Origin of the sequence: Pseudomaricurvus alkylphenolicus, from assembly GCF_011683955.1 — a bacterium.
Taxonomy (GTDB): Bacteria; Pseudomonadota; Gammaproteobacteria; order Pseudomonadales; family Cellvibrionaceae; genus Pseudomaricurvus; species Pseudomaricurvus alkylphenolicus.
The window spans coordinates 274,567-289,406 of sequence record NZ_JAAQPI010000006.1; the positions used below are offsets into that span (position 1 = coordinate 274,567).

A 14,840-nucleotide genomic window follows, 5' to 3' on the forward strand; every position below is an offset into this window, starting at 1 on the left:
AGCGTTAAAGAGGAGCACCGAAGGAGCCAAAATGACCGGCGTTTTTTGCCGGGCATTTTGGTGACTGAGGGTAGCCCGGAGGGCCGCCCGACAGCTCCGAAAATGCTGCCGCCAACCGCCTTTGAGGCACAAAACCAGACCTGCCCAATCTCAACCTACTACATGAACTACAGGGTACCCAAAAATCAATCAACCAACATCTGCGCCCGAGCCTTGGCAATCGGCTTAGCCTCATCCTCCTGCCAGGCCTCAACACTCAAATTGACCAACTTGCGCCCAAATCGAACAATCTCGCAGCGGGCAAAAGTATCCTGATAGCGACCAGCCCGAACATAATCGATGGAAAAATCCACCACCTTGGGTACCGCCACCGCATCCATGGATAACATCACATGGATAATCCCACACATTTCCATAAACCCGCCCAAGGCCCCACCGTGCAGCGCCGGCAGCGTGGGATTACCGATATTGCTCTTCTTGGGCGGCAGGTGAAAACACCCCCGCTCCTTATCCACCCTTACGCCCAGCATCTTGGCGTAAGGGATATATTCAATAAACTCGTTGGGATCGCCACACTCGCGGGCTTTCGACAACATCTCGGCGATATTGGGCATATGTGTCATGCCGCACCTCCCTGCTCTGCCACCATTTTGGCATAAGCGCTCAGTACCCCTTCACGGAAATTGTCGAAGGTTCCCGGCTCCAGCGCCACAAAATTGCCCACCGCGTGGGCTACAGGCCGAGACTCATCATCCTGAAACGCCACACCCCGGGTAAAAATCACATTCTTGGTCGTACGATAGACCTCGGCCTTGCCAATGATCGGCTTATGAGGTTCCGCCGCCCCCATATAATCGATGCGCAAATCAATCGTCGGCGTCAATCCCAGTTCATCCAGCACCGTACTGGCAGCAAATCCACAGCAACTGTCCAACAACGCCGTAATCGCCCCGCCATGCACAACTCCCGTCGCCGGATCGCCCACCAGATCTTCATGGTATTCCAGCTTCATGGATGCACCGCCGCGAAAAATCTCCAGCACTTCTATACCCAGCGCATGGAAATGGTCACCGCGGTTGGCCTGGGTCATCAGCTCACAGAGCTTGCGTACATCGTCGAGATCGACTGCCATCGAGAGTCCTTAAACAAGAGTCAGGTCGGCCCAACATAATAACGAAAGTCGCGCCAAAGATCCCGACCAGCCTGGCCAACCTGGTCAAGTGGATGTTCGCCCTACGGATACAGAGCCATTCAGAATGTGCACAGACAGAAAGCGGAGCGCGGCCTTTATTTGGCTCTTAAACGAAAAAGGGCTGCAGACGCAGCCCTTTTTTAACACTTAAGTCCGTCCCCAGCTTACCAGCCAGTGATTTCCTTCAGTGCATCACCGATACCGGCCAGAGAACGCACGGTCTTAACACCCGCGTCTTCCAGAGCAGCGAACTTCTCGTCCGCAGTACCCTTACCACCGGAGATGATGGCACCGGCGTGGCCCATACGCTTACCCGGAGGTGCAGTAACACCAGCAATGTAAGAAACCACAGGCTTGGTTACATTCTCTTTAATGTAAGCCGCCGCTTCTTCTTCCGCGGAACCACCGATCTCACCGATCATAACGATGGCCTCGGTCTGAGGATCGTTCTGGAACATTTCCAGAATGTCGATGAAGTTGGAGCCGGGGATTGGGTCACCACCGATACCAACACAGGTGGACTGACCGAAACCGTAGTCAGTAGTCTGCTTAACGGCTTCGTAAGTCAGAGTACCGGAACGGGAAACGATACCCACTTTGCCAGGCAGGTGGATATGGCCAGGCATAATGCCGATCTTACACTCACCCGGAGTGATTACACCTGGGCAGTTAGGGCCAATCAGGCGAACACCCAACTCGTCACACTTAACCTTACACTCCAGCATGTCCATCACAGGAATGTGCTCGGTGATACAAACGATCAGCTTGATACCGCCGTTGGCCGCTTCCAGGATAGAGTCCTTACAGAAAGGCGCAGGTACGTAGATAACGGAAGCTTCAGCGCCAGTAGCCTCTACCGCTTCAGCAACAGTGTTGAAAACTGGCAGACCCAGGTGAGTGGTGCCACCCTTGCCTGGAGTTACACCGCCGACCATCTTTGTACCATACTCGATGGCCTGCTCGGAGTGGAAAGTACCTTGACCGCCAGTAAAGCCCTGGCAGATCACTTTAGTGTCTTTGTTAATCAATACGCTCATTGTGCTAGCCCCTTATTCACCCTTAGCCGCTTTAACAACCTGCTCAGCAGCGTCGGTCAAGCTAGTTGCAGCAATAATGTTCAGACCGCTGTCGGACAGAACCTTGGCACCCAGGTCGGCGTTGTTACCTTCCAGGCGAACAACAACAGGCACCTTAACGCCCACTTCTTCTACCGCGCCCACAACGCCCTCAGCGATCAGGTCACAGCGAACGATACCACCGAAGATGTTGATCAGAACGGCTTCAACCTTGTCGTCGGCCAAGATGATCTTGAAGGCTTCGATCACACGCTCTTTGGTCGCACCGCCACCTACGTCGAGGAAGTTGGCAGGAGAACCACCGTGCAGATTAACGATATCCATGGTACCCATGGCCAGACCGGCACCGTTTACCATGCAGCCGATGTTTCCATCCAGTGCAACGTAGTTGAGGTCCCACTGGGCCGCATGAGCTTCACGCTCGTCTTCCTGGGTGGGGTCGTGCATTTCTTTCAGGTCAGGGTGACGATACAGCGCGTTGCTGTCCAGAACCACCTTGGCGTCCAGGCAGTGCAGATCGTCGGAAGGCGTGATCACCAGCGGGTTGATTTCCAGCAGGGCCAGGTCCTTTTCCTGGAACATTTTGGCCAGACCCAGGAAAATCTGGGTGAACTGCTTAACCTGCTTGCCGCTCAGGCCCAGTTGAAAGGCCAGGTCGCGAGCCTGGTAAGGCTGGGCGCCAGTCAGGGGATCAACGGTGGCTTTCAGGATCTTCTCAGGAGTTTCTTCCGCAACCTTCTCGATTTCCACGCCACCCTCGGTGGAGGCCATGAAAACGATGCGACGGGTGGAGCGATCTACAACCGCACCCAGGTACAGCTCCTGAGCGATGTCGGTGCAGGGCTCAACCAGAATACGGCTAACGGGCTGACCGTTGGCGTCTGTCTGGTAAGTCACCAGGTTGTTACCCAGCCAGCTCTTGGCGAAATCCTCGATTTCAGCCTTGGAGCTGACCAGCTTTACACCACCGGCCTTACCACGGCCACCAGCGTGTACCTGGGCTTTCACAACAAATTTATCACCACCGATAATGTCGGCAGCAGCGGCAGCTTCCTGGGCAGTTTCCGCAGCGATACCCTTGGAAACAGGCAGGCCATACTGGGCGAACAGCTGCTTGCCCTGATACTCATGCAAGTTCATGTCTACTTTCCATCCACTCGCGCCTTTGGCGCTCGATTATTCAATGACAACCCGATCGAAATCGGGCCATCGGGTTTGAGACACACCTGAACTCTGTGGTCCTCGGCGTGTCCCCCGTGGTGCGCTGTAATATTATTTTTTGCGCCTTTTGCGGTTCGGCATGTGAATGGCATGACCATTCACCGCCAAGGCAGCTTCCTTTACGGCTTCCGAGAAAGTCGGATGACCGAAAACGGTCATGCCAATATCCTCGGCAGTGGAGCCAAATTCCATGGCAATAGCTACCTGCTGCACTAAATCAGAAGCGTTGGGGCCAACAACATGGGCACCCAGCACGCGATCGGTTTTGGCGTCGGCAATCATTTTCACCATACCCTGGGCCTCGTCAGAGGCTACCGCGCGGCCGATGGCCACAAACGGGAAGGTGCCGACATTATAGTCTTCCCCGTCCGCCTTCACCTGCTCTTCGGTACGACCGACGGAGGCAACTTCGGGGTGGGTGTAAATAACGTTGGGGATAATATCATAGTTCACCAGCGGCTTCTGCCCGGCAATACGCTCGGCCACCATAACGCCCTCTTCGGAGCCTTTGTGAGCCAGCATGGGGCCGCGAACCACGTCACCGATGGCCCAAACGCCCGGGGCGCTGGTGGAGCACAGATCGTTGACGTAGATAGAGCCTCGCTCATCCAGGTTAACACCGGAGTCGCCGGACAACAGGCCTTCAGTGTAGGGACGACGACCGACACAGACGATCAGCTTGTCGAAGGTTTGCTTCTGCTCGTTGCCGTCTTTGTCGGTGTAGGTAACTTCAACTTCGTCACCCTTCACGTCGCTACCGGTAACACGGCAGCTCAAGCGGATGTCCAGCCCCTGCTTGGTCAGAATCTTTTTGGTTTCCTTGGCGATATCCTGGTCCATCATGGCCAGGAAGTCGTCCAGCGCCTCCAGGCAGACCACGTCGGAGCCCAGACGGGACCAGACGCTGCCCAGTTCCAGGCCGATCACACCGGCACCAATCACACCGAGACGCTTGGGCACTTCCTGGAACTCCAGGGCGCCAGTGGAATCAACGATCACTTTTCCATCGACGGGGGCAACAGGAATGTTTACGGGTACAGAACCGGAGGCCAAAATCACGTTCTCGGCTTCCAGTACCTGCACGTTACCATCGTTGTCGGTAAGCTCGACCTTGCGACCGGCCAACAGCTTGCCGCTGCCGTACAGTGGGGTCACTTTGTTGGCCTGGAACAGGCCGGCGATGCCACCGGACATCTGCTTAACCACTTTGTCCTTGCGGGCGATCATGGCGGGCACGTCAATGCTGACGTCGCCGGTGTTGATGCCGTGTGTGGCGTAATCCGCCTTGGCAGCGTGATACTTGTGAGAGCTATCGAGCAGCGCCTTGGACGGGATACAACCCACGTTCAGACAGGTGCCGCCATTGACACCCTTGCCCTTATCGTCCTTCCACTTCTCGATACAGGCGGTTTTCAGGCCCAGCTGAGCTGCGCGAATGGCAGCCACATAACCGGCAGGGCCCGAACCAATAACAATCACATCGTATTTATCCGACATACTGGTGTCCTAGCTTAGTGAGGTTTGAATACTGTCTTAGCGACTTATGATGACATGCAGATGAATCGTCAGCATAAGTCACTTTGGAAATCCCTATAGGGGATATAAGCCGCTTACAATTCCAACAGGATGCGAGCGGGATCTTCGATCATGTCCTTGATGGCCACCAGGAACTGTACAGCGTCCTTACCGTCAATCAGGCGGTGGTCGTAGGACAGCGCCAGGTACATCATCGGCAGGATTTTCACTTCACCGTCAACGGCAACCGGGCGGTCCTTAATAGCGTGCATGCCCAGAATCGCGGTCTGCGGCGGGTTGATAATCGGAGTGGACATCAGTGAACCAAAACCACCACCGTTGGTGATGGAGAAAGTGCCACCGGTCATTTCTTCCATGGTCAACTTGCCCGCCTGGGCACGGATCGCGTAGTCCTTGATGGTGTTCTCCACCGCGGCCAGACTCTTGTGCTCAGCATCGCGAATCACAGGAACTACCAGACCACGATCGGTGGAAACCGCCACACTGATGTCCTGGTAACCGTGGTATACGATATCGTCGCCGTCGATAGAAGCATTGACCGCGGGGAAACGACGCAGCGCTTCAACGGCAGCCTTCACAAAAAAGCCCATAAAGCCCAGACGGGTACCGTTGTGAGATTTCTCGAACTGATCTTTGTACTTTTTGCGCAATGCCATCACAGGTGCCATGTTCACCTCGTTGAAGGTGGTCAGCATGGCGGTGCCCTGGGAAGTTTCCATCAGGCGCTCTGCAATACGCTTGCGCATGCGGGTCATGGGTACACGCTTTTCAACACGCTCGCCGACAATCGCAGGCTCGGCAGCGGCAGGAGCGGCAGCCGGCGCAGCGGCTGGTGCCGGAGCGGGCACAGCAGCCGGTGCGGCGGCAGGCGTCTGAGCATTGGCGACGTCTTCTTTAGTGATACGGCCGTCTTTGCCCGTACCGGCAACAGACGCCAGATCGACGCCTTTTTCCTGAGCCAGTTTGCGGGCGGAAGGACTCGCAGCAGCAGCGCCTTCCGAGGTAGCCACCTCTTCGGCGACGGTTTCAGCAACCGCCGGAGCGGCGGCGCTCGCTTCGCCGGCGGCAAATTGAGCAATTACCTCGTTACTCAGAATGGTGTCACCCTCTGCTTTGATGATTTCAGCGATGCTGCCATCCGCCGGTGCAACGACTTCCAAAACAACCTTGTCGGTTTCGATATCAACAATCAGCTCGTCGCGCGAAACAGGTTCGCCGGGCTGCTTGTGCCAGGTTGCTACAGTGCCGTCCTGTACGGATTCCGGAAAAGTGGGTGCCTTGATTTCGATAGTCATTCTTCTGATCCTTTAGCCTTACGCTAATAAATTTTGCCTTAGCTGGCCCGCCTGGCGGGCCATAATGTTGTTGGGTTTTGCTCAGTCAGTTCAACCGATGGTCAACGCCTCGTTGATAAAGCGATTCTGCTCTTCCACATGGATCGACATGTAGCCGGCCGCCGGAGCAGCAGAGGCTTCACGCCCGACAAAATTGAGATAGAGCTTCGGATTAATGTCGTGAATCACACGACGCATGTGGTGCTGACTGCTGTACCAGGCACCCTGGTTCATGGGTTCTTCCTGACACCAAACCACTTCCTGAAGATTGGTAAACGGCTCCAATGCCGCTTTCAGTTCCACTTCAGGGAATGGGTAGAGCTGCTCGAGACGTACCAGGGCGACATCGTCCTGCCCCTGCTCCATTCGTGCCTCCAGCAGGTGGTAGTACACCTTGCCGCTGCACAATACGACGCGCTTAACGTTCTCGGGTTTGAGCTCGTGCTCACCAATAACATTGTGGAACTTGCCCTGTGCCAACTCTTCCAGCGAGGAGGTGGCCAGCTTGTGACGCAAAATCCACTTCGGACTCATAACCACCAGCGGACGACGCATGGGGCGCACCGCCTGGCGACGCAACATATGGAACACCTGCGCCGGCGTGGTGGGGATACAGACTTGGATGTTGTGCTCGGCACACAACTGCAGGTAGCGCTCCAGACGTGCAGAAGAGTGCTCGGGCCCCTGCCCTTCATATCCGTGCGGCAGCAGCATCGTCAGGCCGCACAGGCGTCCCCACTTGTGCTCTCCACTGGTAATAAACTGATCGATCACCACCTGGGCACCGTTGGCAAAATCACCAAACTGAGCTTCCCAGATCACCAGAGCATTTGGCGTAGTAGTGGCATAGCCGTATTCAAATGCCAACACCGCCTCTTCCGACAGGAACGAATCGTAGATGTCGAACTCAGGCTGATCCTCGCGCAGGTGACGTAGCGGCTGGTAGCTGCTACCGTCCTTCTGATTGTGAATCACCGCGTGACGGTGAGAGAAGGTACCGCGGCCAACGTCCTGTCCGGTCAATCGCACACGGGTGCCTTCATCCAGAATTGTGGCATAAGCCAGGGTTTCCGCCATGCCCCAATTAATAGGCTGGGCACCACCGGCCATTTTGCGGCGGTCATCATAGATTTTTTGCACCTGGCGCTGTACCTGAACACCGTCTGGTACTTCGCACATCTTCTGGGCCAGCTCCTGCAGACGCTTGAGCTCGAAGCCGGTGTTTGCCGGGGTGGTCCAGTCGTGGCCGATAAAGGGCGTCCAATCCACAAACAGGGATTTGTCCGGCTCACTGACCAGCCCCTGGGCCACGTGTTCGCCCGCATCCAACGCATCACGATAGGCGTTGGACATTTGATCGGCCTCCGCCTTGCTCACCACGCCCTGGGCTACCAGATAGTCAGCATACAGCGTGCGGGTGGTCTTGTGCTTGCGAATGGTCTTGTACATCAACGGCTGAGTGGACGAAGGCTCGTCGGTTTCATTGTGACCGCGACGACGGTAACAGACCAGATCAATAACCACGTCTTTCTTAAACTCGTAGCGGTAGTCCATCGCCAGCAGAGTCACAAACAGAACCGCTTCGGGATCGTCCGCGTTGACGTGGAAGATCGGCGCTTCAATAACCTTGGCCACGTCGGTGCAGTACTCGGTGGAGCGGGCATCTTCACGACGGCTGGTGGTAAAGCCAACCTGATTATTGATCACAATGTGCAAGGTACCGCCCGTGCTGTAGGCGCGGGTCTGGGACATCTGGAAGGTTTCCATCACCACACCCTGACCGGCAAAGGCCGCGTCACCGTGTACGGAGATTGGAACCACCTTATTGCCGAGCGGATCGTCACGGCGATCCTGGCGGGCACGGACCGAACCTTCCACCACCGGCGAAACGATCTCCAGGTGAGAGGGGTTAAAGGACATCGCCAGATGCACTTCACCGCCGGGGGTCATCACGTTGGAAGAGAAACCCTGGTGGTATTTCACATCACCGGAGCTGTCGATGATGCGCTTGCCCTCGAACTCGTCAAACAGGTCGGCTGGATTCTTACCCAGGGTGTTAACCAGGGTATTGAGGCGACCACGGTGGGCCATACCCAGAACAATCTCCTTGGCACCGTGCTCGCCGGCGCGACGAATCAAGCCGTCGAGCAATGGAATAAAGCTCTCGCCACCTTCGAGACCGAAACGTTTGGTACCCGGATACTTGCTGTCCAGGTGACGTTCAAGGCCTTCGGCCGCCGTCAGACGCTCAAGGATACGCTTGCGAAAATCCGGTTCGTAATGGGGGTTGGAGCGAACACTTTCGAGGCGCTGCTGCAGCCACTGTTTCTCGGCGAAGTTGGTGATGTGCATGATCTCCGGGCCAACAGAACCGCAGTAGGTCTGCTCCAGAGAATCGATGATTTCACGCAATGTGGCTTCTTCTTTGCCGAAGAAGGTATTACCGGTCTGGAAAGTGGTATCCAGGTCGGCGGGTGTGAGGCCGTGAAACGACAGCTCCAGGTCGGGCACCTTTTCACGCTGCATCAAACCCAGCGGATCAAGGCTGGCCTTTTGGTGACCGCGGAAACGGTAGGAGCTCATCAACTGAACGACTTTAACCTGCTTGCGTTCATGTTCGATGTTGGCGCCGCCGGAACCAGGTGCCGCCAGAGGACGTGCACGGTTTTTACCCAGCAGTTCAAAGTGCTCTCGAATTACAGAATGGGGTGTATCCTGGGACACGACGCCTTCGACACGGGGAAGCTGGTCGAAGTAATTACGCCATTCTTCAGGAACGCCGTTGGGATCGTATAAATAGGTATCGTAGAGTTCCTCGACATAGGCCGCATTCCCACCGGATATATGGGAGGTCGCCCACAGTCGCTCCATGATGCTTTCTTGCATTTGTGCCCACCTTTAAACAGGGCATCGCTTCCTGCATGAGCAAATACAACGTGTCTATCAGCTCTGACACGGCTTCACCGTCTGCAACTCATCACACCGCTTCTATGCCAATGAGACCTCGATATTGGCAGCGCGAGTTGCTTCAGCCAGCACAGACGTCGGCAAGTTTCACCAAACGCCACATAAGTGCGTGAACCCCGTGAGAAACAAGCAGACTTGCTTATCTACCTCACACAGTTAGCCCGGGACTCGATTTTATCAAGCGACCCGAAATACCCCTGCTATTACTAGCAATTAGCTAACAGTTAAAACCAAATCTTTTGGATCGGTTTCGTTCTTTGTCGGATCGTCACCCCAACCAGGGTGCGCCCAAATCTATAATTCTTATTGAGCAAGCCGGTCGCTAGTCTGTATCGATGTCACGGCCGGCCGGCTGGGTCTCTGCACTAAATACGGTACCTGATAAAGAGGCCACCTCTGTGGGCGGCCTTCTTTGACAGCGCTATTAGGTTCCGCTTTGAATCAACATGTTACGGATATGCCCGATAGCGCGAGTGGGGTTCAACCCCTTCGGGCACACGGAAACACAGTTCTGGATGCCGTGGCAGCGGAATACGCTGAACGGATCATCCAGATTGGCCAGTCGGGCTTCAGTCGCTGTGTCACGGCTGTCCGCGAGGAAGCGGTATGCCTGCAACAGGCCGGCCGGGCCAATAAATTTATCTGGGTTCCACCAGAACGACGGACAGCTGGTAGAACAGCAAGCGCAGAGAATACACTCGTACAATCCATCCAGTTTAGCCCGGTCTTCGGGAGACTGCAGGCGCTCGATCGCCGGAGCCGGCGTGTCGTTCTGCAGGTAAGGCTCGATCTTCTTGTACTGGGCGTAGAACTGGCTCATGTCGATCACCAGGTCGCGAATCACCGGCAGGCCGGGCAGCGGACGCAGGATCAGCGTGTTGCCTTCAACACACTCGGACAGGGGTTTAATACAGGCCAGGCCGTTCTTGCCGTTGATGTTCATGCCGTCGGAGCCGCACACGCCTTCACGGCAGGAGCGACGAAACGCCAGTGAAGGGTCCTGGGCCTTGAGCAACTCCAGCACATCCAGCACCATCAGGTCTTTACCCTGCGTGTCCACCTCATAGCTTTGCATGTAAGGGGCGGAATCCGTCTCAGGGTTATAACGATAAACTTCTACTTTCAACATTGTCTGCAATCCCCCGGTTTAGTAGGTACGAACCTTAGGTTCGAACGCTTCCATGGTCTTCGGTGCGAAGTTAACTGCACGTTTGCCAACGCGCTTCTCGCCCGGGAAGTACATGGAGTGGCACAACCAGTTTTCGTCGTCACGATCCTGGAAGTCTTCACGGGCGTGAGCACCGCGGGACTCTTTGCGCTCTTCAGCGGCGATAGCAGTTGCCTCGGCCACTTCCAGCAGGTTTTGCAGTTCCAGCGCTTCAACACGTGCGGTGTTGTAGGCGTTGGATTTGTCAGCCAGCTTGACGTTCTCAATGCGCTCGCGCAGATCGGCCAGCTTCTTGATGCCTTCCTGCATGAACTCGCCCTTACGGAACACACCGAAGTGATTCTGCATGGTGTTCTGCAGTTCTTTACGCAGCTCAGCAGCGCCTTCACCGTTGTTGGTGTTGTTAACGCGGTTGAGGCGATCCATGGCGGCTTCCAGGTCGGACTCGGAAGCTTCGCGGTGCTCGATACCTTCGCGCAGGGCCTTCTCGATAAACAGGCCGGAGGCGCGACCGAATACCACCAGGTCAAGCAGCGAGTTACCACCCAGGCGGTTGGCACCGTGTACGGATACACAGGCAACTTCACCACAGGCGTAGAAACCGTCGATCACCTTGTCGTTACCGTCGGCATCTGTGGTCAGAGCCTGGCCGTCAACGTTGGTGGGGATACCCCCCATCATGTAGTGACAGGTTGGAACAACAGGAATCGGCTCTTTAACCGGATCAGCGTGAGCGAAGGTACGGGACAGTTCCAGAATGCCAGGCAGTTTGGCGTTCAGGGTCTCTTCACCCAGGTGGTCCAGCTTCAGGAATACGTGGTCGCCTTCCTCACCACAGCCACGGCCGTCGAGGATTTCCAGAACCATGGATCGGGCCACAACATCACGGCCGGCCAGGTCTTTGGCGTTAGGCGCATAACGCTCCATAAAGCGCTCGCCATCTTTGTTGATCAGGTAGCCACCTTCACCGCGACAACCTTCGGTGACCAGTACACCGGCGCCGGCAATACCGGTCGGGTGGAACTGCCACATTTCGATGTCCTGCACCGGGAAGCCGGCACGCAGGGCCATACCGACACCGTCGCCGGTGTTGATGTGGGCATTGGTGGTGGACGCGTAGATGCGGCCGGCGCCGCCGGTGGCGAATACAGTGGCTTTGGACTTGACGTAAACCACTTCACCATCTTCGATGTTCATGGCGATCACGCCGGTCACCACACCGTCCTGGTTCTTGACGATGTCGATGGCGAACCACTCATTCAGGAACACGGTGTCGTTCTTAACATTCCCCTGGTACAGGGTGTGCAACAGAGCGTGGCCGGTACGGTCGGCTGCTGCACAGGTACGGGCTGCCTGGCCACCGCGGCCAAAGTCTTTGGACTGACCACCGAAAGGACGCTGGTAGATGCGACCATTTTCCTTACGGGAGAACGGCAGGCCCATATGGTCCAGCTCGAATACAGCCTCGGGGCCTACGGAACACATGTACTCAATCGCGTCCTGGTCACCGATGTAATCGGAACCCTTGACGGTGTCGTACATGTGCCAGCGCCAATCGTCGTTGGGATCTTCAGAGGCGATTGCACAGGTGATACCGCCCTGGGCGGAAACCGTGTGAGACCGGGTTGGAAACACCTTGGTAATTACAGCGGTCTTGTAGCCGGACTGGGCCAGCTGCAGTGCGGCGCGCATACCAGCGCCACCGCCACCAATCACAATACCGTCAAAAGAAATCGTTCGCATATTAGCCATTACTTAAAACCCCCACAGAATTTCGATACCCCAGACGGTGTAAGTCACAGTGACTACACCCAGCGCCATTTGCGCCAATACTCGCAGCACAGTGGCCTTGGAGCCCATCATGCGAGTGGTGAGGTAATCGGTCAGAACGGCCCACAAACCAATCCAGGCGTGTGCGGCCAGGGAGATCAGGGTGACCAGGCTAAAGACGCGCATCCACAGGTGGCTGTAGAGTTCTTGCCAGGCTGTGTAAGTCACTTCAGGTGTGCTGAGAATAAAACCTACAATAAAGAAGGTGTAAGCGGCCATTACCACGGCGCTTACGCGCTGAATCATCCAGTCGTAGAGGCCACTACGACCAAAGCTTGTTACTGCGGTTACCATACCCAAACCCCCGCTAATGCAATCAATACGACGGCAACAACCAGGGCGATCTTCGCGCCGGACTGTCCACCCTCAAGAGTTTCTCCGATGCCCATATCCATAATCAGGTGACGAATACCGGCTACCATGTGGTAGGCCAGCGCCGCCAGGGTTCCCCAGATGAAGAACTGATAGATTGGATTCTGCAGCCCTTCCTTCAAAGCGGCGAAGCTTTCTGGCGACTCCAGGCTGGCGTCGAGCATGCACAGCAGAATCGCCACACCGGCAAACAGGATGACACCTGAAACACGGTGAAGGATGGATACATAGGCGGTTATGGGAAGTTTTATCGTGGCAATGTCAAGATTGACAGGTCTGTTCTTGTTCACGGTCGAGTCACACCTTTTTTCGCCCAATAGACAGGCATTTGTAGTCTGCAGCCGACCCAGGGCCGAACCGCACATCCCCCAGCATAGGTAGTAAACACAAACCGTGCCCAATGGTTAACACGCCTTGTGAAAATTAGCCCCATGAAAGACGCGCGAAATTATAGAGATCCCCCTGTAAAAAAACAACAAATACACACAATTTCAGCCACTTAGTTCGACTAAAGTCCCATTCCCCGGTCTTTGTTGAGGTGTAAAAATCCACGATGTGACCAACAATCCACCGACTGCACCAGTTTGACCCGCCCCGCACCAATTGTGACCAACAAATTACAAACCTGCGCGAAGCCACCAGAATACGGCGTTTTCGGGGAAAACAAGGGGAATATCTCGATTTTTACAGACTGATTTCAATTGACAATCCCAATGGGCGCCTTATAGTGTGCCCCGCCTCACAGTCCTTATAAACGGCTCAAAAGGCCGGTACTATAGAGGGCTTGTACACACATTTCTTACAACAGGAGTCCGTAATGACTGATAAGAAAGCGCACCTTTCGGTCGACGGTTTGGATGAATCCATCGAATTACCGATTTACTCTGGTTCCACAGGCCCGGACGTCATCGACGTTACCAGCCTGACCAGTAAAGGCTACTTCACCTACGACCCCGGATTCATGTCCACCGGGTCTTGCGAGTCCAAGCTGACCTACATCGACGGCGCCAAGGGCGTTCTGTTGCACGGCGGCTACCCTATCGAAGAGCTGGCGGCCAAGTCGGACTACCTGGAAACCTGCTACCTGCTGCTCAACGGCGAACTGCCCAACGCCGAGCAAAAGAAAGAATTCGTTGACATCATCACCAACCACACCATGGTGCACGAGAACATCGCCCGCTTCTTCCGCGGCTTCCGCAGCGATGCACACCCCATGGCCATCATGTGTGGCGTGGTTGGCGCCCTGTCTTCCTTCTACCACGACTCTCTGGACATCAACAATCCCGAGCACCGCAAGATCTCCGCTCACCGCCTGATTGCCAAGATGCCCACCCTGGCCGCCATGTGCTACAAGCACCACGTGGGCCAGCCGTTCATGTACCCCAACAACAAGCTGGGTTACGCAGAAAACTTCCTGCACATGATGTTCGGCACCCCCTGTGACGATCCTGAAGTGAACCCTGTTCTGGCCCGTGCCATGGACAAGATCTTCCTGCTGCACGCCGATCACGAACAGAACGCCTCCACTTCAACTGTGCGTCTGGCTGGCTCTTCCGGTGCCAACCCCTTCGCCTGTATCGCAGCCGGCATCGCCACCCTGTGGGGCCCCTCTCACGGCGGCGCCAACGAAGCGGTTCTGGCCATGCTGGAAGAGATTGGCTCTGTCGACCGTATCGATGAATACGTCGCCAAGGCCAAGGACAAGAACGATCCGTTCCGCCTGATGGGCTTCGGCCACCGCGTCTACAAGAACTTCGACCCGCGTGCCAAGGTCATGAAGGAGTCCTGCGACGAGGTTCTGCAGGAACTGGGCCTGGAGAACGATCCTCTGCTCGCCATCGCCAAGCGTCTGGAGCAGATCGCCCTGGAAGACGAATACTTTATCGAGAAGAAGCTGTACCCCAACGTCGACTTCTACTCCGGCATCATCATGAAGGCCATCGGTATCCCCACCGATATGTTCACCGTGATCTTTGCTACCGGCCGCACCGTAGGCTGGATTGCCCACTGGCACGAGATGATCTCCAATCCCTACAAGATTGGTCGTCCCCGCCAGCTGTACACCGGCTACACCCCGCGCACATTTGTGCCTGTGGAAGAGCGTTAATTCGCTTAAAAATGGGGTTTACCCCTCACAAAAAAGG

General features: G+C 55.8%; 12 protein-coding genes. 1 reads left to right on the forward strand and 11 read right to left on the reverse strand.

Annotation, left to right across the window (positions count from 1 at the left end; translation table 11 throughout):
• Positions 1-185 precede the first annotated feature (185 nt).
• The 11 genes from HBA55_RS17245 to sdhC form a co-directional block, all read right to left on the reverse strand.
• On the reverse strand, positions 186-623 hold the full coding sequence (locus HBA55_RS17245) for a PaaI family thioesterase (RefSeq protein WP_240946134.1): 438 nt from the start codon (positions 621-623) through the stop codon (positions 186-188).
• Positions 620-1,132: a PaaI family thioesterase gene (locus HBA55_RS17250; RefSeq protein WP_206019838.1), complete on the reverse strand. Its 513-nt coding sequence runs from the start codon at positions 1,130-1,132 to the stop codon at positions 620-622. The genes HBA55_RS17245 and HBA55_RS17250 overlap by 4 nt, the downstream gene beginning before the upstream one ends.
• Before the next feature lie 224 nt (positions 1,133-1,356).
• Complete coding sequence (gene sucD / locus HBA55_RS17255) at positions 1,357-2,229, reverse strand: succinate--CoA ligase subunit alpha (RefSeq protein ID WP_166993953.1); 873 nt, start codon at positions 2,227-2,229, stop codon at positions 1,357-1,359.
• Positions 2,230-2,241: 12 nt separating this feature from the next.
• On the reverse strand, positions 2,242-3,408 hold the full coding sequence (gene sucC, locus HBA55_RS17260) for an ADP-forming succinate--CoA ligase subunit beta (RefSeq protein WP_166993955.1): 1,167 nt from the start codon (positions 3,406-3,408) through the stop codon (positions 2,242-2,244).
• A gap of 132 nt (positions 3,409-3,540) precedes the next feature.
• Positions 3,541-4,986 (reverse strand): dihydrolipoyl dehydrogenase, encoded by a 1,446-nt coding sequence (gene lpdA / locus HBA55_RS17265; protein ID WP_166993957.1) that lies wholly within the window; start codon positions 4,984-4,986, stop codon positions 3,541-3,543.
• A gap of 113 nt (positions 4,987-5,099) precedes the next feature.
• Positions 5,100-6,320, reverse strand: a complete 1,221-nt coding sequence (odhB, locus tag HBA55_RS17270) for a 2-oxoglutarate dehydrogenase complex dihydrolipoyllysine-residue succinyltransferase (RefSeq protein WP_166993959.1) — start codon at positions 6,318-6,320, stop codon at positions 5,100-5,102.
• Positions 6,321-6,410: 90 nt separating this feature from the next.
• A complete protein-coding gene (locus HBA55_RS17275; protein WP_166993961.1) occupies positions 6,411-9,245 on the reverse strand; it encodes a 2-oxoglutarate dehydrogenase E1 component in 2,835 nt (944 codons plus the stop codon).
• A 505-nt stretch (positions 9,246-9,750) separates the two neighbouring features.
• On the reverse strand, positions 9,751-10,455 hold the full coding sequence (locus tag HBA55_RS17280) for a succinate dehydrogenase iron-sulfur subunit (RefSeq protein WP_166993963.1): 705 nt from the start codon (positions 10,453-10,455) through the stop codon (positions 9,751-9,753).
• An 18-nt stretch (positions 10,456-10,473) separates the two neighbouring features.
• Entirely contained in the window at positions 10,474-12,246 is a 1,773-nt protein-coding gene (gene sdhA / locus HBA55_RS17285) for a succinate dehydrogenase flavoprotein subunit (protein ID WP_166993965.1), read from the reverse strand.
• Between the two features lie 3 nt (positions 12,247-12,249).
• The gene (gene sdhD / locus HBA55_RS17290) at positions 12,250-12,618 is read right to left on the reverse strand and encodes a succinate dehydrogenase, hydrophobic membrane anchor protein (protein ID WP_166993967.1); all 369 of its coding nucleotides are present in this window, start codon (positions 12,616-12,618) and stop codon (positions 12,250-12,252) included.
• Entirely contained in the window at positions 12,612-12,986 is a 375-nt protein-coding gene (sdhC, locus tag HBA55_RS17295; RefSeq protein WP_166993969.1) for a succinate dehydrogenase, cytochrome b556 subunit, read from the reverse strand. The genes sdhD and sdhC overlap by 7 nt, the downstream gene beginning before the upstream one ends.
• A gap of 527 nt (positions 12,987-13,513) precedes the next feature.
• Between sdhC and gltA the strand changes: the two genes are divergently transcribed.
• The gene (gene gltA, locus HBA55_RS17300) at positions 13,514-14,803 is read left to right on the forward strand and encodes a citrate synthase (protein ID WP_166993971.1); all 1,290 of its coding nucleotides are present in this window, start codon (positions 13,514-13,516) and stop codon (positions 14,801-14,803) included.
• Positions 14,804-14,840 lie beyond the last annotated feature (37 nt).